Raw genomic sequence first — 19,981 nt, 5'->3', positions numbered from 1 at the left:
TTGCAGCGATCCGTGGGCTATTCGGCCACGTCGAGTTGGCTTTGAATGTCTTTGATGACTTGGACCCAGGTTTCAGGCGGCTGTGCACCGGGGACTGCATGTTGGTTGGCAATGATGAACGTTGGCACCGAATTCACGCCCATCTCACGTGAATGCGCATCGCGTTTACGGATATCGTCGGTGTCGTTGTCTGTTTCCAGTAGTTTGGTCACAAGTGCGGCGTCCATTTCTGCGGTGTCCGCGATGTCTGCGAGAACTTCGTGATCGCCGATGTCGCGGCCTTCGATGAAGTAGGCCTTAAACAACAGATCCACCACAAAACTCTGACGTTGCTCGATGCCCGCCCAATGGATCAGACGATGTGCATCAATGGTATTGGGCGTCTTTTTCATCGCTTCAAAATTGATCCCCAAGCCGATCTTTTCCGACATTTCCACGATTGGGGCGTAGGCGCGGACAGCACCTTCTTTGCCGCCGAACTTGCGTTCAAGATATTCACGCCGGTCCATTCCGCCTGCGGGCATGTCGGGGTTCAGCTGGAACGGGTGCCATTCGATGACAAAAGGGTGGTCGGGGAAATCCAATAGCGCTTTGTCCAGATTGGCCTTACCGATGTAGCACCACGGGCAGATTGGATCGGAAATGATATCAAGCTTGACCATGTGCGGTCTCCCAGTTTTGCCGCAGCTGGCGGCGGAGTATCTTGTTGTTTGCCCCACGCGGCAAAGCATCAATTCGGATGAATTGACGTGGCACCTTGTAACGCGCGAGGTGTTTGGCCGCGAAACCGGCCAGTTGGGCATCGTCTATCACGTCTGCGCTGACATAAAAGGCCGCGATGATACTTGTGTCCGCTGACACACGAATTTCGCAGGCGGCGATGTCGTCGATATCTGGGTGGGCTGCAAGCGCGTTTTCGACTTCGATCGGACTAACACGGTAGCCACCAGCATTCATCATGTCATCGTCACGTCCGGCGTAGTGGATCGCGCCGTCAGGGCCTTTGCAGCCGATGTCACCAGTCAGGAACCAGTTGCCGTCAAATCGCGCGGAGGTTTCAGTCTTTGCGTTGTAATATCCCAGCATAAGGCCGGGGTCGTCTTTGTGGACGGCAATGGTTCCGTTTTGGCCGTCGGCCACTGGTTTACCATCTTGCAGAAGCGCAATAAATCGGCCTTTTTGCGGCCAGCCAAGCGCATCTGTCTGCGCACCGGGATGGGCTGAAATGAAGGTTGAGCATTCGGACATGCCGTAGGCCTCGAAAATCGGGGTTCCGGTGGCGGTTTGCCATGCCATTGCGGTCGTTTGGGGTAGCTTTTCACCTGCTGACAATCCGTGGCGCAGGGACGGTAGTTTTGGAATGTCTGACCTGAGAAGCCTGCGGTAAACCCCCGGTGCGGCTGCAAAAATCGTTGCATCGTACTTGGCCAGTAATGCGGGCAGTTGTTCCGCTGGTGTGCCGTCCTTTGGGATCAATGCGGTTGCCCCAATGGCCCATGGATCCATCAGGCCGGTGCCCAGCGTATAGGTCCAATTGAATGCGCCTGCGTGCAGCACCACATCATCGGATTCCAAACCATACCAACCGTCCCACATCATACGCCGCGCCCAAATCGCGCGGTGTGCATGAACAAGGGGGCGTGGTTTGCCGGACGTGCCAGAGGTGTAGATGATATAGGCCGGACGGTTCGGATCACCCATGTGCGGCTCAGCAGGCGCGAGGCTGCTAAACCCCGCAAGCGCGCTTTGTTCCAGCGTTTCCCAAGTGCCGTCTGGTTGGCTGATACCTTCATCGGCTACCACAAGGACCGGCTGGATTTCATGCGCGATGGCTGTGATTTCGGGCGTAGTCAGCTGAGCTGAAGTGGGAATAGGAACAGCGCCTAACAAGATGGTTGCAAGGTAGACAATCGGGAAATCCGGCGTATTACCCAATCGCATCAGGACATGATTGCCGGTTTGCACGCCGTGTTCTGCCAACCCCGTTGCCGTTGTGCGTACCGCCGTGGCGATGTCGTGAAACGTCCACACGTCAGCGGATGCCGCATCAATCACTTTCAATGCAATCTTTGTCGGCGTTTCATTCGCTTTCCCAAGAACATAGCTTGCCATGTTAAAGTGATCGGGAACGGTGCCAATTGCTGTGTGATAAGGGTGTTGGTCCATAGGAATTTGCTATCCACTGCGGTGCTGCATTGCAAGCCTATGCGCGTTTCGGATACAAGGACGTATGACTGACCTTGATCCCAAAAGCCTAATCCAAATTGCCCGTGAAAACGGAGCGAACGACGAAGGGCAGCCGCTTGATCTAGGGGCGCGGGTGCGTGAACTGCGCAAGGCTCGCGACTGGACGTTGGAACAAGCGGCGAACCAAGCGGGATTGGCACGATCTACATTGTCGAAGATCGAAAATGGTCAGATGTCACCGACCTACGAGGCGTTGAAAAAACTGGCCGTGGGTCTTGAGATTTCCGTGCCGCAATTGTTCACGCCGCCGTCTAAGGGGCAAGTGAACGGACGCATGGCGTTGACGAAATCTGGCGAAGGGACCCATCAGATCACAACGACCTATGAACATGATCTGCTGGCTGAAATCCTGACCCAAAAGGCAATGCTGCCGTATCGCGCACAGATCCGCGCGCGCAGTATGGATGAATTCGATGGATGGGTGCGTCACGACGGGGAAGAATTCCTGTATGTCCTGACGGGTGCGATCAAGCTCTACACCGAATTTTACGAACCGGTAGAGATGAAACGCGGTGACAGCGCCTATTATGACGCTGCCATGGGACACAACGTGGTGTCCGTGAGTGCAGAGGATGCGACCATCCTATGGGTGACATCGCTGTCTTAATTGCGGCCCATCGGCGTGTCCGCCACATTGTCATCACCGAATTTCGCGTCGTCTGAATAGACGTCTTCGCCGTCTGCCACGTCAGCTGCAGTGCTTAGGATACGCGCGTTATCACGGGTTTCGTCCATGACCGCATCTGCGGGTTCAGCGCCCATCATCCATTCTTTCAGCATGTCGCGGGCAACTACTGTGTCGGCCTGTTCGACCGCGCCGATGTGCTCCACCACTTCGGGCATACGTCCGTCTGTGGCCAGTAGCGTGTCTTCGTTCAGATCCGGCCAGCGCGTCAGCAGGCGGGGTACATAGGCGGTCCAGTTTGTTTCAATCGTTGTCCACTGCATGGGAAACTCCTTTTGCGTTTGGAAGCGTAACCACCAGACGCAGAATTCGTTCCGCCTTGGCGTGGACTTACAGGACGAGGTCGGCTGCGCCCAATGCGACTTGGCCTGCGCCGACGGCAACGTTGCCGACGGTGCGGACTGGGGTACAGGCGGCCAGTGCGGCGCCGATAACTGCAATCAAAACGAGCTTTTTCATGTTCTATCCTTCGTAAACAAAGCCCGGCAACAAACGCTGCCGGGCCCTAAAATCGTGATCAAAACGTTGATCGCTCATTCTTCATACCACCAAACGTCAGGCTGCCAACCGGGCCAATCGCCAAAGATCGGCAAGTTTTCAGGGTAATGCAGTTCTTTGGCATGCGCGATACGGCTGATGTTCCACTGATAGATCGGGATTACATAGCGGCCAGCGGTCAGAACGCGGTCCAGTGCCTTCACAGCCGCGACAAAGTCGTCTTGGCTTTCCGATGTCAGCAAGCGACCGATCATTGCGTCCACCGCTTCGGAACTTACACCCATCAGGTTGCGACCACCCACGGTGTCCACGGAATCCATTCCGTAGTAGCTGTACTGTTCGTTGCCTGGCGACAAGGACACGCCGCGACGGTAGTACGTCATGTCGAAATCGAAGGCGTCTGTGCGTTCTTTGAACTGGGCGCTGTCAGCCGCGGCTAATGTTGGCGTGATACCAACCCGCGATAGGGCTTCGACATACATGTCGATGATCGCTTGCGGTTCAGTAGCACCCACCTGCAACAGGATTTCAAACGTGAAGTCGTTCCCGTCCGCATCCTTCAAGGCACCGTCTTGCACGGTCCAGCCAGCAGCTTCGAACTGTGCGAGTGCTGCACCGATGTTCGAACGATTCCGTTCGGATCCGTCTGAGGCGGGCAGGGTGTAGCCTTCCAAGGTGCCGGGCGTCAGATCATCTGCGAATGGTGCGAGGAATTCAGCGACACGGCCTGTTGCCGGACCTTCGTCCATCGCGAGCGGAGAGTTCGACCAATATGACGTGATCCGAGGCTGTGCTGAGCCGGTCATTGATTCATTGATGAATTCAAAGTTGAACGCATGGATCAACGCATCACGTACACGCCAATCTTTGAACTGATCGCGGCGTGTGTTCATCACAAAGCCGGTCATGCCTGATGGGCGTTCATGTGGGAGGACAGATTTCACAACGTCGCCGGATTCGATGGACGGGAAGTTGTAAGTCGTATCCCAAAGCGCGACGTTGAATTCGCGGTTTGTGTTCACTTCGCCGACTTTGAAGGCCTCGAAAGCAGCTGTTTCATCACCAAAGAATTCAAGGCGGACTTCGTCGATGTTGTGGACACCGTTCATAAACGGAACGACGTCGCGGCCCCAGTAATCGGGATTCCGCTTCAACGAGATAAAACGACCCGCATCAAAATCGTCGATCACGTAAGGACCGGATGTGATCGGCAGGATGTCGACACCGGATTCGGCGAAATCAACGCCTTCCCACTGGGCTTTTTGCAGAATCGGGCGCAGGCCTGCGAGCAGTGCCAATTCACGGTCTTCGGTGTTGAACGTGAACTTCACGGATCGTTCACCCGTTTGTTCAAGCGTGTCGATCTTTTCGTAGAAGCCGTGGTAGCGCGGGTGGCCAACCGTCCCAAGTGTTTCGAACGACCAGATCACATCTTCGACGGTCACGGGGCTGCCGTCAGAGAACTTAGCTTCCGGACGCAGCACAAATTCAACCCATTCGCGATTCGGTCCGGTCTCGATTGTTTCGGCTAGAACGCCGTAAAGGGAGAATGGTTCGTCCAAAGAACGGCCCATCAGGCTTTCACCGATCAAGTAACGCATCTGCCAATGAACAGAGCCTTTCAGGATGTACGGGTTGAGGCTGTCGAAGCTACCGACGTTCGCCGTGACGATTTTGCCGCCAGTGGGCGCGTCAGGGTTTGCGTAGGGCAGGGACACGAAATCTGGTGGAAGTGCGGGTTCACCATACATAGCGATGCCATGCTGCGGTTCGGCATGGCCGGTTCCCGCAGTAAGAATCAGTGCCGATGCGGCGCCGATCTTGGAAAGTGGCTTGAAAAACTCTGTTATCATTTTGGTGACAATCCCCCTGGTCCCAATGTGTGTTGATCCTCAGCGTAAACAGGGTTGTCAGGGTTTTCAAACTTTTAGCTTGGACTCGTGCAAGTCATTGCTTATAAAGAAGTCACTGCTCGATAGGTTTCTTGCCTGTATGAAACCTGCCTCAATGACTTACGCCCGCCTTGTGCGGGCGTTTTTTTTGGCCGGGTGGTTTTTTGAATTTTCACATTCCCGTCATGCGCCCATTGATTGACCGATGGGTGCGGAACGTTTGGTGTCTTTCGCAGTTGCAGCATGTATAAGCAACACCAAAGATACCCATTATTTCGTATTCAGGAGCTCCCATGTCCCTTCAAGGTAAAACCGCCGTCATCACAGGTTCAAATTCTGGCATCGGCCTTGGCGTCGCGCGCGAATTGGCAAAGCAGGGCGCGAATGTTGTTTTGAATTCATTTACCGACCGTGACGAAGATCATGCGCTTGCCGCTGAGATCGCCACGAATTTTGGCGTTGAGGCGAAATACGTTGCCGCCGATATGTCCAAAGGCGATGACTGTCGCAGGTTGATCGTCGAATCAGGTGGATGCGATATCCTGATCAACAATGCTGGTATTCAGCACGTGGCTCCGATTGAGGAATTTCCCGCAGCCAAGTGGGACGCGATCATCGCGATCAACATGTCCTCTGCGTTTCATACCACTGCCGCTGCTCTGACAGGTATGCGCGAAAAAGGTTGGGGGCGGGTGATCAATATCGCGTCCGCGCACGGTTTGACAGCGTCCCCGTATAAATCCGCATATGTCGCAGCGAAGCACGGGATCGTTGGCATGACCAAAGTGGTGGCCCTTGAGACTGCGCAGGAACCGATCACGGCAAATGCCATCTGTCCGGGCTATGTGCTGACGCCGCTGGTAGATGCGCAAATCCCTGAGACGATGAAGGAATACGGCATGGACCGCGAAACCGTCATCAAGGAGGTTTTGTTGGAACGTCAGCCGTCCAAGGAATTTGCAACCACTGAACAGCTGGGCGGCACTGCCGCGTTTTTGTGTTCGGATGCAGCGGCGCAGATCACCGGCACAACGATTAGCGTCGATGGCGGCTGGACGGCGCTGTAATGGCACCGAAGAAGATCAATCTGGCCCTGCAAGGTGGCGGGGCCCATGGGGCGTTCACGTGGGGTGTGCTTGATGTCATCTTGCAAGACGAAGACATCGAAATTGCAGGCATTTCTGGTACGTCTGCGGGGGCGTTGAATGCTGCCGCCCTTAAGGCCGGTATGGTCGCGGGTGGACGCCAAGGTGCCCGCGATAATCTACGCTGGTTCTGGGAACAGGTCGGTGCGGTCACGGACGACCGCTGGACGGGGTGGATCAGCGGGCTGACGCCAAATGCCGCCGCTATGGCAAAAGTGCTCGAGATGTCACCAGCGTATCAAGCCTTTGATCTGACGACAAAACTGATGTCTCCATACCTGTATGGGCCTGCACTGCAGAACCCGTTGGAAAAGATCGTCCGCGATTTCCACTTCGACGAGGTGTGCAATCCCGAAGGGCCGGAAATCAACATCTGCGCCACCAACGTGCGTACAGGAAAGATCCGCGTGTTCACGGGAGAAGATGTGTCACCCGAGGCGCTTATGGCCTCGGCTTGTCTACCAAGCCTGTTCCAAGCTGTCGAATTTGTTGACCCTGCCACAGGCAAGATGGAAGCCTATTGGGACGGTGGTTATACCGGAAACCCAGCGCTGTTTCCTTTGTTTGAGCCACATTTGCCGGACGATGTCTTGGTCATCAATATCAACCCGCTGTGTCGTCATGAGCTGCCTATGAATTCGCAGGCCATTCAGAACCGGATCAACGAAATTAGCTTTAACACGTCATTATTGCGCGAACTGCGCGCGATTGCGTTTGTGAAGCGTCTGTTAGTTGATCACAAACTGCCTGAAGGCAGCATGAAAAATGTGCTCGTGCATATGATCTCGGACGATGAGTTGATGAACGAATTGAACGTGGCGACGAAGACGATTCCGACACCGGTCATTCTTGCACGCTTGTTTGAAGCCGGGCAGGCGGCGGCGACGGTCTTTTTGAAAAATCACAAGGCTGATCTGAACAAACGCAGCACCGTCGATCTGGAAGAAATGTTCAGCTAAACAATAGCTTGAACGCCAAAGCCCACATGACGATGCCGATAAGGACGTCCAAGACCCGCCATGCTTTTGCGGATCGCATGAGCGGTGCCAGTAGGCGCGCGCCGTAGGCAAGGCTGAAGAAGAACACGAAGGACGACGTGACTGCACCAATTCCGAAGCCTAGCTTTTCAGCGCCTTCGAACTGCGTTGAAATCGCGCCGATCAGCCCGAGCGTGTCGAGGTAGACATGCGGGTTCAACCACGTGAAGGCAGCCGCAGTTGCGATGGTCGCGGCCAGCGTCCCTGACTGACCCGCAAGCTGCATGTCATAATCACCAACATATGCGGCCCAAAACCGCATCAAACCATAACAGAACAAGAACGCGGCACCCGCGTAAGCCATGATCGTCGGAAGTGCGGGCCAAAGGGCTACGATGGCCCCAAACCCCCAGACACCAGCGATGATCAGAACGGCGTCGGACAGCGCGCAAAACAGCGCCAATGGAAACACATGCGTTTTCAGCAACCCTTGCCGAAGAACAAAGGCGTTCTGCGCACCAATGGCGAGGATCAAAGCGAAAGCTGTCGCAAACCCGGTAACGGCGGCTGAGATCATGGTGCGGGCGGCTTTGTTGGATCAGTTGTGTTCGGGTAAACAAGGCCCGCGGAAATCACCAATTTGGCTGCGTCTTCGACGGTCATATCGAGTTCTTTGACATCTCGGCGCGGTAGGAACAGCAAAAAGCCGGATGTCGGGTTCGGCGTCGTTGGCAGGAATACCGTCGCGATGTCGTCGCCATCGGATAGCTTGGTGTGAATCTCACCTTTTGCATTCGTCGAAATGAATGCAATCGCCCAAATGCCACGGCGCGGATATTCGATCAGGCAGGCTTTATCAAACGACGTATCCCGTTGGGAAAAAACGGTTTCTGCGATCTGCTTCACACCGTTGTAGATCGAACGCACGACGGGCATCCGTTCGACAAAGCGTTCGCCAAACCGGATCAGCGACCGACCCATCAACCCTTTGCCGATCCAACCGACGAGGATTGTGAACAGCAAGAAGATGACAACGCCGATCCCACGCACGTTCACGCTAATCGGGTTTTCCGGATTTCCAAAAAAGCGGTTGATCAGCGCTTCGGGGTGGTAGGCGGTTGGCACAAAGGGCCAGACCCACCCATCGACCCAGCCAACGATGGTCCATATGAAATAGAACGTCAGCCCGATGGGGGCGACGATGATCAAACCGGCCAGAAAATTACCCCGCACACCGGCAAAAAAACCGTGTTTGCGCGGGGGCGGCGGCGTTTGTGGAATTTGATCGTTTTTCATAAGAGGTCCAGTTGCTTATCCATGGATGTAGGGATTTGCAGTGAAGGCCACAAGGCCAGACCGAAGTGATGGGCGGGCGGGTTAGGTTTTGCTGAGTGCTACCGCGATTTCTGCGGCGACCCGCGCGTTGTTGCGTACCAGTGCGATGTTTGCAGTTAGCGATCGGCCCTCTGTCAGTTCGAAAATGCGACCCAACAAGAACGGCGTGACCGCTTTCGCGTTGATGTTTTGCGCGTCAGCTTCGGCGAGCGCTTGTGCGATGACGGGTGCCAAAACCTCTGCTGGTATCTGGGCGTCTTGGGGAATTGGATTGCAAACAAGCTGGCCGCCGGACAGACCCATTTCACCGCGCATCGCATGTGATTTTGCGACATCGCTTGCATTGTCCATGCGCAATGGTGACGCCAAATCTGATGTGGCAGACCAGAATGCAGGTAGCATATCTTGCCCAAGTGTGATCACGGGAACACCAAGGGTTTCAAGGACTTCGTAGGTTTTGTTCAAGTCGAGGATCGCTTTTGCACCTGCTGCAACCACAGTGACGGGTGTCAGTGCCAATTCCTGCAAATCGGCAGAGATATCAAAGGTTTCTTCCGCCCCTTTGTGGACCCCGCCGATACCGCCTGTTGCAAAGACCGAAATCCCCGCTTGGGCCGCGCCGATCATCGTGGCTGCAACGGTTGTGGCACCTGTGCCACCCGTTGCGATACAGGCGGCGATATCCGCGCGCGATAGTTTTGCTACGTTTTCGGATTTGCCAAGTGCTTCGAGTTCATCGTCGGACAGACCGATGTGCAAAACGCCGTTCATCACCGCAATTGTAGCCGGTACTGCGTTGTTATCGCGTACATCTTGTTCGACCCGCCGTGCTGTTTCCACGTTCTGCGGGTACGGCATGCCGTGGGTAATAATCGTGCTTTCAAGCGCCACGATCGGTGTGTCGTTTTCGCGGGCTGCGGCGACTTCGGCGCTATAGCTGATAGGGATCATAGGGGTGTTTCTCCGGATACGTAGGTGGCGGCGGCGTTCAGCGCGCGCGTCAGGGCTGCGGTGCGGTCCATGCCTTGCACTTCGGATGCAATATGGGCCGCCATAAAGGTGTCGCCAGCGCCGGTCACACGGGTAACCATTACGGCGGGCGGGGTTGCTTCGATCACGTCGCCAGCGGTGCCTTCGGCTGCAGTTTTTCCGCCATCGGTGACCAGCACACGGTGTGCACCACGCGTGCACAAGGCGTGCACTGCGTCGTTTGCTGTTTCAAAGGTCGTTTGGCACAGAAGACCAGCTTCTTCGAGGTTCACGTAGAGCGTCGCTGATGGATGACCGAGCAGGGCAAGAAGGCGGTTGGCTTTGCCCGGTGATGCGGGTGCCACACGCAGATCAGCCTTCGCGAATAGAGGCGATGTCGCGATCTGTTGCAGCAGTTCTTCCGTCAGATTGCCGTCCAGTGCTACGGGTCCGTCGAATGGCGCATCTGGCGTACCGAGTTGGCCGTCTTCCATGGCACGTAGAATTTTCGCGCCTGCCGCTTCCAAAGAATGCGCATCGGCGATGGCTGCGATCAAGCCGTTCGCACCCTCAATGGCCATATATACGTCAGTTGGTAAATCGTCGGACCGATACACATAGTCGGTGATCATACCCATTCGAATGGCTTCGGCGATGAGTTCATCACCTTCTGCGTCTTTACCGATTGCCGTCAGAAGGGCAGGTGTCAGCCCGAACCGCGACAACGTCATTGCGATGTTCATCGCCACACCGCCGGGTAAACGTGTAATCCGCCCCGGCACATCGCTGCCGACCCGCATATGGCTGGCTGCGCGTCCGATCACGTCCCACAGGACTGATCCAATACAAAGGATATCTGTTTGTTGTGTCATGTCCCGACTTCTGACCTAGGGCAGACGAAAGGACAAGCGCGATCAGGGGGCCATAAACGTCATATTTGCCCACAACGTTTCGTAAGCCGAACCGCTGGCTTCGGCCTGACCAGTTGCTGCGCGCAAAACAACCGCGTCTAGCTGGTAGGCTGTGCCGGACGTGACTGAAATCGTGGCAATACCATCTGCATCGGTCCGGACGAGGCTGACAGTCACAGTGTCATCTGGAGCTTTGGCGAAGACTTCAATCTGCTCATCGGCACGGACGTCTGCGCCGTAAAACAACTGAACTTTGAAGCCTTCGGACAAGTCATCGGTGTATGGATTGGTCAGTGCGACCATTTCGGTCTCCAATCCAACCCGTTGATCCGCACCCGTGCTGTCGCCAACGCCGATAAGTGATTTGGAATAGCGCACGTAGGTTTCTGTAAAATCTGATTCCGGCAGGCCGCGCGCGTCATGCTCGGGCCGCACATCGCCGAAATCTTTGTGATCGACGAACTTCTGAAACCTTTCCCAGCTTTCGTAGGTGATCGTGGCTGGCGTTGACTGGTAGGCCAACACGTTAAGCCCGTTGCGGCTGGCAGCCATGTTCAGCGCAGGAATATCGCCATTGCGCCCCGTCACTTTGATCCCGTTGCCATCGTTGAAGGTGATGAAGTGGCGGAAACGACGGTCGAGATAGGGCAGGGTTGTCCCTGCAAAGTCTTCGCCGTTTTTGATCTGCGCTTGCAATTGACCATCGCGCTCTACCTGATAGGCAAGTGGTTCTAACCAAAGCTCATGCGCCGATGAAACGGCTGGAGCAACGGTGAGAGACGAAAGTGCAAAAACGAGGGCAGAGATGCGCATTTTAAAATCCTTTAACTGGGTTAACAACCTGTGGCATCTGGCCGCCGTGTCAACCATGATTGCGATCTGGCTCGCGTCAGCGTTACCGGCGCGGGCGCATGAAGTTCTGCCTGCCATCGCGGATATGGAGCAGGTTGATGATAGTCTTGCGTTCAATGTTCGCTTGAACGTTGAAAGCTTTATCGCCGGAATCGATCTGACGGAAACCGCAGACACAAATGATGCGCCACAAGCCGCCGACTACGACGCATTGCGGGCGTTGTCCGCCGAAGAATTGGGCGCACGGTTTGAAGCGTTCTGGCCTGAAATGGCGGATCGTGTCACGATTTTGATGGACGGCACAGCGGTTACGCCGGAGTTGTCCGGTTTCACAATCGCTGAAACAGGCGATGTCGAAACGATCCGTGAAACTTACGTTTCTTTCTTCGCGCCATTCCCGGATGGGACTGCACCTGAGACTGTACAGGTCGGTTGGGCCAAAGAATTCGGCGCGCTAGTACTACGCCAACAAGGCGTGGATGCGCCCTATGACGGTTTCCTCGAAGCGGGTGCTTTGACGGATCCGATCGCATTGGCCGGTGGTAATCAGGCCGGCGGTTGGGAAACCTTTGTGAACTACATTCCCGTTGGTTTTGATCACATTGTGCCAAAGGGTTTGGACCACATCCTGTTTGTCCTCGGCCTGTTCTTCTTGTCGACACGGATGCGTCCTTTGCTAACACAGGTCACGTTGTTCACATTGGCCCACACGATCACATTGGCTGCTGCGGCACTTGGGTACGTTACGATTTCGGGCGCTATTGTTGAGCCGTTGATCGCCTCGTCCATCGCGTATGTCGCGATTGAAAACATCTTTATGCGTAATCTTAGCCCATGGCGGCCGGTTGTGATCTTTGGATTTGGTCTGCTGCACGGTCTGGGTTTTGCGTCTGTTCTGGCCGAATTCGGTTTGCCGGATGGAACGTTTGTCCCCGCATTGATTGGTTTCAACGTCGGCGTCGAAGTCGGCCAGTTGGCTGTGATCGCGATGATGTTCTTGGCTGTTTGGCAGGCGATCCGTATCGACCGCGGTGCCAACGAGGCCAATCAGGGCATGGCCGTTTACGCCGTCTTGATTGCCGCGACGATTGCGTTGTTGGTCTGGTCGCCTTCCGGCATGGCCGAGGTGCTCGAGAACCCACCATATGTGTTCTTGGCCCCAATGCTGATGATCTTCGGTCTGTGCTTCGGTTCAGTGGTCATGCGTGATCATGTGGACGCGTATCGCCGGATCGTGACGATCCCTGCGTCCGTGTTTATTGCGGTCATCGGTATCTATTGGGTCATCGAACGGGTGTTTCTCTAAGCACTTAACGGCTTGGTAAATGCGTGGGTGTTAGGCCAAGGCCGTGGCCCACGTATTGTCCTTGCTCCTTCCCGCGCTAATCCCGTCTTGGCGGTTCTTCAGAACGGTTGAACCGTCACCGCGACTGGAATGGATGATAAATAAAGGGACGTGGCGGGAATACCGGCCGCGTCCTTTTTCCATCTCAGGGTGGCAGATGGCCCGACGGCTGATCTGGAACCCGCAGTGGAATGATGCGCTTTATATGGTCAGCTTGGCCGAGCGGCTGACCTTAGCGCCCGACCATGAGACGCTGAACGAGATATGGAACCGGTTGGGACGTGATCTGGCGGGGCAGGGTGTTCAGGCTGCGGATCGGGTCCAGTTTCGGCTGGTTTTTGTCAGTCGGGCAGCGCCGGAAGTGACGTATCTTTCCGAAATGAGGTTGCTCTCCGAGATAACGTCATGAAGTTTGATGTGGCGTTGCGCCTGACTGAATTCGTGATGGCATTGGCTTTTCTTCAACAATGCGCTGAACATCTTGCCGTCGGTACACGCAGTGATCGGTTGTGGTTTGGGGCCCGTGCTGCCGGCTGTGTCGGTTTGCTTGTCAGTATCGCCACGCCGTTCTGTCTGGTGGTGCTTTGTGCCATCAGCCTGCGCAATCTGTCACGCTTTGGCGGGCCGTATAACGGCGGCAGCGATAAGATGAGCCTGCTTATCCTGTGGTGTGTGACGGCGGCCCACGGACTGCCGGTGCGGCTTTGGCAAGAAATGGCGCTGGCGTACCTCGCGGTGCAGGTGACACTATCCTATTTCATCTCGGGCCAGATCAAGATCGTGAACCCCGCTTGGCGATCCGGTCAGGCGCTGGCCGATGTCTTTGCGTTTTCGGCCTATCCGGTCAGTGAAGAACTACGCCGTCTTGCGCAGCGTAAATCGCTGCTGTTGGTGATGTCCTGGGCGGTGATGCTGTTCGAGGTTCTGTTCCCATTGACCTTGTTGGACGGTACCGCACTGATCATAGGACTGGGAATTGGTGCCAGTTTCCACCTCGCAAACGCCTGCCTGTTCGGGCTGAACCGATTCTTCTGGATATGGCTCGCCGCATACCCGTCGTTGATCTGGTTTCAGTGGCGATTATCAACTATTCTAACGTTCTAGCGCGACGCGGGCCTCTTTTGGCCCAAAATATCCCCGCCGGAGGCATCCGACACTTGCAATGCCCACCAACCACCGCTAATGGACCGCTACGAAATCCCCAGACGGGGTGGGTTGAATGGGGAGAAATCCCAGACAATCCACCGGTTGATGCACCCGCATTGATACCCCCGTCCTAGGTTAGAAACCGGAAAAGGAATAAGACATGGCTCTTCCTGAGTTCACCATGCGTCAGCTGCTCGAAGCAGGCGTACACTTTGGCCACCAGACAGCGCGCTGGAACCCAAAGATGGGCCCATACATCTATGGTTCCCGTAACGGCATTCACATCATGGACCTGACACAGACAGTTCCAATGCTTGACCAAGCGTTGAACGTGATCCGTGATACAGTCGCTAAAGGCGGCCGCGTTCTTTTCGTTGGTACAAAGCGTCAGGCTGCTAAGCCAATCGCTGATGCAGCTGAAAAGTCTGCTCAGTTCTACATGAACCACCGTTGGTTGGGCGGCACACTGACAAACTGGCAGACTGTTTCCCAGTCTATCAACCGTCTGAAGTCCATCGACGAAGCATCCGAGAACGGCTTTGCTGGTCTGACCAAGAAAGAACGTCTTGGCATGGAACGTGAGCAGGGCAAACTGCAGGCGTCTTTGGGCGGCATCCGCGAAATGGGCGGTGTTCCTGATCTTCTGTTCGTCATCGACGTGAACAAAGAAGACCTGGCCATCGCAGAAGCACAGAAACTGGGCATCCCAGTTGTCGCTGTTGTTGATACCAACTGTTCCCCAGCTGGCGTTGACTACGTGATCCCAGGCAACGATGACGCAGCACGCGCAATCGCATTGTACACAGACCTCGCAGCACGTGCAGCACTTGACGGTATGTCCGCTCAATTGGGCGCGGCTGGCGTTGATCTTGGCGCAATGGAAGAGTTCGCTGAAGAAGTTGTTGCTGAAGAAGCTGCTGCTGAATAAGCACTGCGTTTCGCAAAATTGTAACCGGGCAGGGGTATCTCCTGTCCGGACCCGAAATTCCATTTAGGAGACACCAGATGGCAATCACTGCTGCAATGGTAAAAGAACTGCGCGACAGCACTGGCGCAGGCATGATGGACGCCAAGAAGGCGCTGACAGAAAACGACGGTGACATGGAAGCTGCTGTTGACTGGCTGCGCACCAAAGGCCTCGCAAAAGCTGCGAAGAAATCCGGCCGTACGGCTGCTGAAGGTCTCGTTGCTGTTGCTGTTTCCGGCAACAAAGGTGTTGCTGTTGAAGTGAACTCTGAAACAGACTTCGTTGGTAAGAACGCTGACTTCCAGAAAATGGTTGGCGGTATCGCGGCTGTTGCACTGGGCGTGAACACAACTGAAGAACTGAAAGCAGCTGACATGAACGGCAAGTCCGTTGAGCAGACTGTGACGGATGCTGTTGCTGTAATCGGCGAAAACATGGGCGTTCGCCGCATGGAAGCGCTGGAAGGCGACAACGTGGTTTCCTACGTCCACAACGCTGCTGCCACAGACATGGGCAACATCGGCGTTCTGGTTGCTATGAAAGGCGACAACGCTGCATTTGGTCGTCAGGTTGCGATGCACATTGCTGCGACGAACCCTGCTGCGCTGGACGAAGCATCCCTCGACACAGCTGTTGTTGAGAAAGAAAAGCAAGTTCAGATGGACATCGCACGCGAGTCCGGCAAGCCAGAAGCCGTGATCGAAAAGATGATCGTTGGCCGTATGAAGAAATACATGGCTGAAGTGACACTGCTGAACCAACAGTTCGTTGTGAACCCAGATCACACAGTTGCAGAAGCTGCCAAAGAAGCTGGTGTTGAAATCACTGGTTACGTCCGTCTTGAAAAAGGCGAAGGCATCGAAGTTGTAGCTGAAGACTTTGCCGCTGAAGTTGCAAAAATGAACAGCTAAGCTGTCATTTTCCAAGCTTTTGAAACGGCGCGTATGTTTGACATACGCGCCGTTTTTTATGGGGTTTCATAAGTTTGGTTTGCCACATTCGTACCGCATTTCGGCTCTACCTCTGGAAGAGTTAACCTTTTGGAGACTAACGAATGCCAACGACTGAGACCCGCACCGACCCGGACGATATTTATGGTTGGACCACAATTGAAAGCACGTTTGATGACGGTGGTTTGCTGACATCAAAATTGACCACGTATGATAACGGAACGACCCGACAGGATGACTTTTATCCCGATGCTTATGTCGATCCGCTGAACATCGTAACCGAGACAATTGGCCAAGTGTCGTTGATGTCGGATCTGCCGATCGGGGCAGGGAGCCTGCATAGCTGGGACAGCATTCTTACCTACTATTCAGAAACCAACCCTGGCCAACGTCTATTCCAACAGACAATCGACGACACCGGACTTGAAAAGAACACGACCTATGGTGAAGACGGCGCAATCACGGGTGTCGCGCAATATGATTTGGGGGACGTGAAGTCATGGGACAGCTATGTCCGGACGTATGACCAAGACCCTCGAATTTCATCGACACGGATCGTTTATGATGATGGAGATGTATACGAAAAGACGTCTCAGATTTCTTCACTATTTGACGATCCGACGTGGCGCGATAAAACTGTTACTCGGGAAGACGTTAGCGGCAGCCAAGACTATGTTTATCAAACCGAGGTCCACCTAATTGTTGACCTGAGCCTCACTGATCCACTGGCAGAAGACGTCACCCATCTGATTGAAGCCGAAACGCTTTATGATGACGGTGTTCTCGTCGAATATTCGTCTGATGATCTGGGAGGGTATGGCTATTATCAAGTCAGCACGGACCAAAATGATGCCCATGATTGGGAAACGATAACAGCGGACTTCGCCACGGATTACTCTGGGTCAATCAAAACGATCTATGATGACGGAAGCATGAAACATGAAAATTTCGTGTCGGGTTCTTCGGCCATATGGATCACGAATGCCGCCGGTATAAACATCTACAGCGAAGGCCGTTCCTATGATGACAACGGCAATCTTACGGAAATTTCGGCGTCTGGGTTAGGTACCACTTGGAAGGTCGAGCGTTTTGAGGATGGAATCCGTACATCAACATTGGAATTTGATCATAGCTACGATGTTGAGTCGTTTTCAGAGCGACACACAAACTACGATGAAAACGGCGTTATCAGCACCCGCGAAACGTATTTCGACAACGGGCAAGAACAGACAGAGCTCTTCTACAGTTCGGGCGTACGGCAGAATACAATTGTCGTTGATGCACCAGACATCGCTAACTACGCGCTAAAGGCTGATGCATTCGACGAAACTGGTGCGTTGACTGAACGCCGCACGCACTATGATGACGGCAGTGAAGTCGTGGACAGTTATACCAATGGCACACGTGACAGCCGTGTCACGACCGATCAACAGGACGCGTATGACTTTGTGCTGAAGGCAGATGTGTTTGATGCGAATGGCGGTTTGGTTAATCGATACGTTCAGTACGATGACGGACGCTACGATACCGAGTACTTTGAAGATAATATGCGGACCGCTAGGGTGACAGAGGATCAGGCAGACGCCTACAATTACATCCAAAAGGCAGCCGTTTACGGCGCTGATGGCGTGCTAACTGGGCGGAACGTCTCATATGATGATGGACGGACACTGAACAGTTATTACGACGAGGGCCGTTTGGCGCACACAGTCATCGAAGATACGGCGGACGCCTTCAATTATGAAGCGATGCATGTTTTCTATAATCAGGCGGCTGGAATCGAAATCCGTGAAACGACCTACGATGATGGACGCGTTCGGACACAGGCAAAAGAAGACGGTGTCGTCTTGTTTGTGATGGACGAAGACAAATCCGCGGATGGTCTTGCCTACAATTATTCGGAACGGACCACTGCGTATGATGCCGATGGCACACGACTGCAGTCACGGACGGAACTGGATTCCGGTGATCAATTCGTTTTCAACTATGCCGATGGCGCTAAAGAGCAGCGTGTCGATTATGACGGGAATGACTCTGAAACCTGGTTGTTTAAGGTCACTGATTATGCGCCCGATGATACACCGGTTGTGACGTACTACGATACCTTCGCTGAGACACCGACGGACATCATATACGATTTTAACTTCTTAATGGTCTAACAAACGCCGATGGTCGCCCGGGGGCGACCATCGTTCTACTCGTTAAGAAACCAAAACTACACAGCGTCGGGAGAACGCAGTGTTTACCGATGATACCTTGCGCGTCCATTGGGACGGGGACATTGCGCAAAAGATCGGGTTGCCGGCGTCCGAAGGCAAACCCCCAAACCACCGACGCGTAAATCACCCTATCCCCGAAATAACGGGGGGTATGACCCACAGTTCCCAGGCCTTAGGCCACCACTCACGGAACTCCTTCACAATGGACGTTAACCTTGCGTAAGGAAAGTAAGGGAAACCTGACCTTTTTGCCGAAAATTGGAAAAATTTCCCCGCAAGGTCAGGCTTTTATCTGGAAATCAATTATCGAGGACGAACATCTGGTTGTAAAAGGCGGCCTTTAGTACCGCTTGAGCTGTGGTCTCTACATCAAGAGACTCACGTGCAAGACGCAGATGTTTCTCTACGGTTGCCGCGGTGAGGCCAAGAAGGATCGCAATATCTTGCGTCGTTTTGCCATCACCAACCCATTGCAACACCTCGCGCTGGCGTGTCGTCAACTTGCGAGATCCGGAATGGGGCAGGGCGAGGATCTTAAGGTGCATAACGTTGTTCAACACCATCAGTTCATCGCCATGTTGCGCCCAGATTTGGTCAACCTTATCTTGCGACATGCCTTCGTCACCGATCAGCGCAATGGCACCTTTGCTGCGCTGTGAAACAGACCGGAAACTGAGTGTGTAGCCCGTTGCGATCCCATAAGATTTATTGAATTCAATGACTTCGTGTTCTTTCTGGCTTTCCAGATCGGTTCCGATCATTTCCTTCATCCAGCGCCAGCTACACGCGCCATCGTTGCGCAAGGCCCATTGAATCATGGGACCGTGGAAGTAATGACCGTCCTCGACGAACTTATCGACATAACTGGATGATAGATTGGTCAGCAACACCCAGTCTTGTGGGTCTCCGAGCGCAACCTTGGCGGAAGATGAATAGTAACGCGTAAAGGCGTATATCAGCCGTTTGAACCCATAGGCTGCCATGTGTTTTGTGTGGATTTCCCACAGTTCTTCAACAGTCTTTGCATTCGTTAGCTCGTACAATTTCGCAATTGTCTGGCTCATGTTTCGGTTGTCCCTAAGTATCCGGCAAGTGCGTCCATGGCCAACGGATAACCCGCTGCACCAAAGCCGCAAATCTGGCCGATGGCCACTTTTGATATATAGGACAGGTGTCGAAATTCTTCGCGTTGGTGGATGTTTGAGAGGTGAAGTTCAACCACCGGAAGGCTAACGGATTTGATCGCGTCCATGATCGCAATCGACGTGTGAGTGTAGGCGCCGGCGTTCAGAATGATCCCGTCATGCACGCCACGTGCCGCATGGATTGCATCGATCAGAATGCCTTCGTGATTGGATTGCAGGAAGCTGACTGCAACGTTCATTTGCGTGGCTTTGGCTGTGCAAGTGTCTTCGATATCAGCGAGTGTCGTTGACCCGTAAACCTCGGGTTGACGCGTCCCAAGCAAATTTAAGTTTGGTCCGTTAAGTACTAAGAAAGAGTGTCCCATAAATGGGTAGTAACAGTCTGTTAGCGTTTGGCAAAATGAAAATGCGATTTTTGAGCTGTGAGAGCTCATTATCAATCTCTGGTAGAAAACCTAGTAATGCATACGCTTTAGTTGACGTCAGGTCACGCTGGGAGGCCGCAATCAGTCAGTCTTCCAACCTGAATGTATTACATAATACTGATTATACGATTATTGGGTTAACCGGGGTGGATTCACAAATGAAGTGCGAATTCTGTATTAAAACAGAACCTTGCATGGAGTTGATCAATGGGACGCTGCTACCCCCACCTGAACCTCGAAGAACGTCGTAAATTGGCCAAATGGCTTGAAGCA

General features: G+C 54.0%; 21 protein-coding genes. 9 read left to right on the top strand and 12 right to left on the bottom strand.

Annotation, left to right across the window (positions count from 1 at the left end; all coding sequences use genetic code 11):
• Positions 1-17 precede the first annotated feature (17 nt).
• Positions 18-662, bottom strand: a complete 645-nt coding sequence (locus tag MWU61_RS18920; RefSeq protein ID WP_247130027.1) for a DsbA family oxidoreductase — start codon at positions 660-662, stop codon at positions 18-20.
• On the bottom strand, positions 649-2,166 hold the full coding sequence (locus MWU61_RS18915) for a class I adenylate-forming enzyme family protein (RefSeq protein WP_247130026.1): 1,518 nt from the start codon (positions 2,164-2,166) through the stop codon (positions 649-651). Before MWU61_RS18915 ends, MWU61_RS18920 begins: the two co-directional genes overlap by 14 nt.
• 64 nt (positions 2,167-2,230) lie before the next feature.
• Between MWU61_RS18915 and MWU61_RS18910 the strand changes: the two genes are divergently transcribed.
• Positions 2,231-2,854, top strand: a complete 624-nt coding sequence (locus MWU61_RS18910) for an XRE family transcriptional regulator (RefSeq protein WP_247130025.1) — start codon at positions 2,231-2,233, stop codon at positions 2,852-2,854.
• Here the strand turns inward: MWU61_RS18910 and MWU61_RS18905 are convergent.
• The 3 genes from MWU61_RS18905 to MWU61_RS18900 form a co-directional block, all read right to left on the bottom strand.
• Positions 2,851-3,195, bottom strand: a complete 345-nt coding sequence (locus tag MWU61_RS18905; protein WP_247130024.1) for a hypothetical protein — start codon at positions 3,193-3,195, stop codon at positions 2,851-2,853. The two genes, MWU61_RS18910 and MWU61_RS18905, sit on opposite strands and share 4 nt — an antisense overlap.
• Positions 3,196-3,262: 67 nt before the next feature.
• Positions 3,263-3,391, bottom strand: coding sequence for a hypothetical protein (locus MWU61_RS19815; RefSeq protein ID WP_281502263.1), 129 nt, complete (start codon positions 3,389-3,391; stop codon positions 3,263-3,265).
• A gap of 74 nt (positions 3,392-3,465) precedes the next feature.
• Positions 3,466-5,181 carry an extracellular solute-binding protein gene (locus MWU61_RS18900; RefSeq protein ID WP_247130037.1) on the bottom strand — a complete coding sequence of 572 codons (1,716 nt, stop codon included), beginning with the start codon at positions 5,179-5,181 and terminating at the stop codon, positions 3,466-3,468.
• Positions 5,182-5,615: 434 nt separating this feature from the next.
• Here MWU61_RS18900 and MWU61_RS18895 point away from each other — a divergent pair, with 434 nt between their 5' ends.
• Positions 5,616-6,389: a 3-hydroxybutyrate dehydrogenase gene (locus MWU61_RS18895; RefSeq protein WP_247130023.1), complete on the top strand. Its 774-nt coding sequence runs from the start codon at positions 5,616-5,618 to the stop codon at positions 6,387-6,389.
• Complete coding sequence (locus MWU61_RS18890; protein ID WP_247130022.1) at positions 6,389-7,426, top strand: patatin-like phospholipase family protein; 1,038 nt, start codon at positions 6,389-6,391, stop codon at positions 7,424-7,426. The genes MWU61_RS18895 and MWU61_RS18890 overlap by 1 nt, the downstream gene beginning before the upstream one ends.
• On the opposite strand, the gene MWU61_RS18885 is transcribed toward MWU61_RS18890, so the two are convergent.
• The 5 genes from MWU61_RS18885 to MWU61_RS18865 form a co-directional block, all read right to left on the bottom strand.
• Positions 7,419-8,021, bottom strand: a complete 603-nt coding sequence (locus MWU61_RS18885) for a LysE/ArgO family amino acid transporter (protein ID WP_247130021.1) — start codon at positions 8,019-8,021, stop codon at positions 7,419-7,421. The genes MWU61_RS18890 and MWU61_RS18885 overlap by 8 nt on opposite strands.
• Positions 8,018-8,740 (bottom strand): DUF502 domain-containing protein, encoded by a 723-nt coding sequence (locus tag MWU61_RS18880; protein WP_247130020.1) that lies wholly within the window; start codon positions 8,738-8,740, stop codon positions 8,018-8,020. Before MWU61_RS18880 ends, MWU61_RS18885 begins: the two co-directional genes overlap by 4 nt.
• A gap of 81 nt (positions 8,741-8,821) precedes the next feature.
• Positions 8,822-9,730, bottom strand: a complete 909-nt coding sequence (locus MWU61_RS18875) for a pseudouridine-5'-phosphate glycosidase (RefSeq protein WP_247130019.1) — start codon at positions 9,728-9,730, stop codon at positions 8,822-8,824.
• Positions 9,727-10,620 carry a PfkB family carbohydrate kinase gene (locus MWU61_RS18870; protein WP_247130018.1) on the bottom strand — a complete coding sequence of 298 codons (894 nt, stop codon included), beginning with the start codon at positions 10,618-10,620 and terminating at the stop codon, positions 9,727-9,729. The genes MWU61_RS18875 and MWU61_RS18870 overlap by 4 nt, the downstream gene beginning before the upstream one ends.
• Positions 10,621-10,662: 42 nt before the next feature.
• Positions 10,663-11,472 (bottom strand): DUF4198 domain-containing protein, encoded by an 810-nt coding sequence (locus MWU61_RS18865; protein WP_247130017.1) that lies wholly within the window; start codon positions 11,470-11,472, stop codon positions 10,663-10,665.
• Here MWU61_RS18865 and MWU61_RS18860 point away from each other — a divergent pair.
• The 6 genes from MWU61_RS18860 to MWU61_RS18835 all read left to right on the top strand — a co-directional run bounded on the left by MWU61_RS18860 (position 11,465) and on the right by MWU61_RS18835 (position 18,078).
• Positions 11,465-12,817: a HupE/UreJ family protein gene (locus MWU61_RS18860; protein ID WP_247130016.1), complete on the top strand. Its 1,353-nt coding sequence runs from the start codon at positions 11,465-11,467 to the stop codon at positions 12,815-12,817. The two genes, MWU61_RS18865 and MWU61_RS18860, sit on opposite strands and share 8 nt — an antisense overlap.
• Positions 12,818-13,013: 196 nt before the next feature.
• Positions 13,014-13,265 carry a hypothetical protein gene (locus MWU61_RS18855; RefSeq protein ID WP_247130015.1) on the top strand — a complete coding sequence of 84 codons (252 nt, stop codon included), beginning with the start codon at positions 13,014-13,016 and terminating at the stop codon, positions 13,263-13,265.
• Positions 13,262-13,960 carry an HTTM domain-containing protein gene (locus MWU61_RS18850; RefSeq protein WP_247130014.1) on the top strand — a complete coding sequence of 233 codons (699 nt, stop codon included), beginning with the start codon at positions 13,262-13,264 and terminating at the stop codon, positions 13,958-13,960. Before MWU61_RS18855 ends, MWU61_RS18850 begins: the two co-directional genes overlap by 4 nt.
• A 202-nt stretch (positions 13,961-14,162) precedes the next feature.
• Positions 14,163-14,930 (top strand): 30S ribosomal protein S2, encoded by a 768-nt coding sequence (rpsB, locus tag MWU61_RS18845; protein ID WP_247130013.1) that lies wholly within the window; start codon positions 14,163-14,165, stop codon positions 14,928-14,930.
• Positions 14,931-15,007: 77 nt separating this feature from the next.
• Positions 15,008-15,880, top strand: coding sequence for a translation elongation factor Ts (gene tsf, locus MWU61_RS18840; protein ID WP_247130012.1), 873 nt, complete (start codon positions 15,008-15,010; stop codon positions 15,878-15,880).
• Between the two features lie 143 nt (positions 15,881-16,023).
• Positions 16,024-18,078: a hypothetical protein gene (locus MWU61_RS18835; RefSeq protein ID WP_247130011.1), complete on the top strand. Its 2,055-nt coding sequence runs from the start codon at positions 16,024-16,026 to the stop codon at positions 18,076-18,078.
• A 359-nt stretch (positions 18,079-18,437) separates the two neighbouring features.
• Here MWU61_RS18835 and MWU61_RS18830 read toward each other — a convergent pair whose 3' ends face one another.
• The gene (locus MWU61_RS18830; protein WP_247130010.1) at positions 18,438-19,202 is read right to left on the bottom strand and encodes an autoinducer binding domain-containing protein; all 765 of its coding nucleotides are present in this window, start codon (positions 19,200-19,202) and stop codon (positions 18,438-18,440) included.
• On the bottom strand, positions 19,199-19,648 hold the full coding sequence (gene aroQ / locus MWU61_RS18825; protein ID WP_247130036.1) for a type II 3-dehydroquinate dehydratase: 450 nt from the start codon (positions 19,646-19,648) through the stop codon (positions 19,199-19,201). Before aroQ ends, MWU61_RS18830 begins: the two co-directional genes overlap by 4 nt.
• Positions 19,649-19,981: the final 333 nt, after the last annotated feature.

This window comes from Loktanella sp. F6476L (genome assembly GCF_023015725.1).
Lineage (GTDB): Bacteria > Pseudomonadota > Alphaproteobacteria > Rhodobacterales > Rhodobacteraceae > Yoonia.
The sequence above is the reverse complement of the archived record's forward strand: the minus strand, read 5'-3'. Positions and strand labels throughout refer to the sequence as shown.

Bases quoted from the DNA above. Each gene is read 5' to 3' on its own strand.
- MWU61_RS18920 (WP_247130027.1), bottom strand. From the start codon at position 662: ATGGTCAAGCTTGATATCATTTCCGATCCAATCTGCCCGTGGTGCTAC.
- MWU61_RS18915 (WP_247130026.1), bottom strand. From the start codon at position 2,166: ATGGACCAACACCCTTATCACACAGCAATTGGCACCGTTCCCGATCAC.
- MWU61_RS18910 (WP_247130025.1), top strand. From the start codon at position 2,231: ATGACTGACCTTGATCCCAAAAGCCTAATCCAAATTGCCCGTGAAAAC.
- MWU61_RS18905 (WP_247130024.1), bottom strand. From the start codon at position 3,195: ATGCAGTGGACAACGATTGAAACAAACTGGACCGCCTATGTACCCCGC.
- MWU61_RS19815 (WP_281502263.1), bottom strand. From the start codon at position 3,391: ATGAAAAAGCTCGTTTTGATTGCAGTTATCGGCGCCGCACTGGCCGCC.
- MWU61_RS18900 (WP_247130037.1), bottom strand. From the start codon at position 5,181: ATGTATGGTGAACCCGCACTTCCACCAGATTTCGTGTCCCTGCCCTAC.
- MWU61_RS18895 (WP_247130023.1), top strand. From the start codon at position 5,616: ATGTCCCTTCAAGGTAAAACCGCCGTCATCACAGGTTCAAATTCTGGC.
- MWU61_RS18890 (WP_247130022.1), top strand. From the start codon at position 6,389: ATGGCACCGAAGAAGATCAATCTGGCCCTGCAAGGTGGCGGGGCCCAT.
- MWU61_RS18885 (WP_247130021.1), bottom strand. From the start codon at position 8,021: ATGATCTCAGCCGCCGTTACCGGGTTTGCGACAGCTTTCGCTTTGATC.
- MWU61_RS18880 (WP_247130020.1), bottom strand. From the start codon at position 8,740: ATGAAAAACGATCAAATTCCACAAACGCCGCCGCCCCCGCGCAAACAC.
- MWU61_RS18875 (WP_247130019.1), bottom strand. From the start codon at position 9,730: ATGATCCCTATCAGCTATAGCGCCGAAGTCGCCGCAGCCCGCGAAAAC.
- MWU61_RS18870 (WP_247130018.1), bottom strand. From the start codon at position 10,620: ATGACACAACAAACAGATATCCTTTGTATTGGATCAGTCCTGTGGGAC.
- MWU61_RS18860 (WP_247130016.1), top strand. From the start codon at position 11,465: ATGCGCATTTTAAAATCCTTTAACTGGGTTAACAACCTGTGGCATCTG.
- MWU61_RS18865 (WP_247130017.1), bottom strand. From the start codon at position 11,472: ATGCGCATCTCTGCCCTCGTTTTTGCACTTTCGTCTCTCACCGTTGCT.
- MWU61_RS18855 (WP_247130015.1), top strand. From the start codon at position 13,014: ATGGCCCGACGGCTGATCTGGAACCCGCAGTGGAATGATGCGCTTTAT.
- MWU61_RS18850 (WP_247130014.1), top strand. From the start codon at position 13,262: ATGAAGTTTGATGTGGCGTTGCGCCTGACTGAATTCGTGATGGCATTG.
- rpsB (WP_247130013.1), top strand. From the start codon at position 14,163: ATGGCTCTTCCTGAGTTCACCATGCGTCAGCTGCTCGAAGCAGGCGTA.
- tsf (WP_247130012.1), top strand. From the start codon at position 15,008: ATGGCAATCACTGCTGCAATGGTAAAAGAACTGCGCGACAGCACTGGC.
- MWU61_RS18835 (WP_247130011.1), top strand. From the start codon at position 16,024: ATGCCAACGACTGAGACCCGCACCGACCCGGACGATATTTATGGTTGG.
- MWU61_RS18830 (WP_247130010.1), bottom strand. From the start codon at position 19,202: ATGAGCCAGACAATTGCGAAATTGTACGAGCTAACGAATGCAAAGACT.
- aroQ (WP_247130036.1), bottom strand. From the start codon at position 19,648: ATGGGACACTCTTTCTTAGTACTTAACGGACCAAACTTAAATTTGCTT.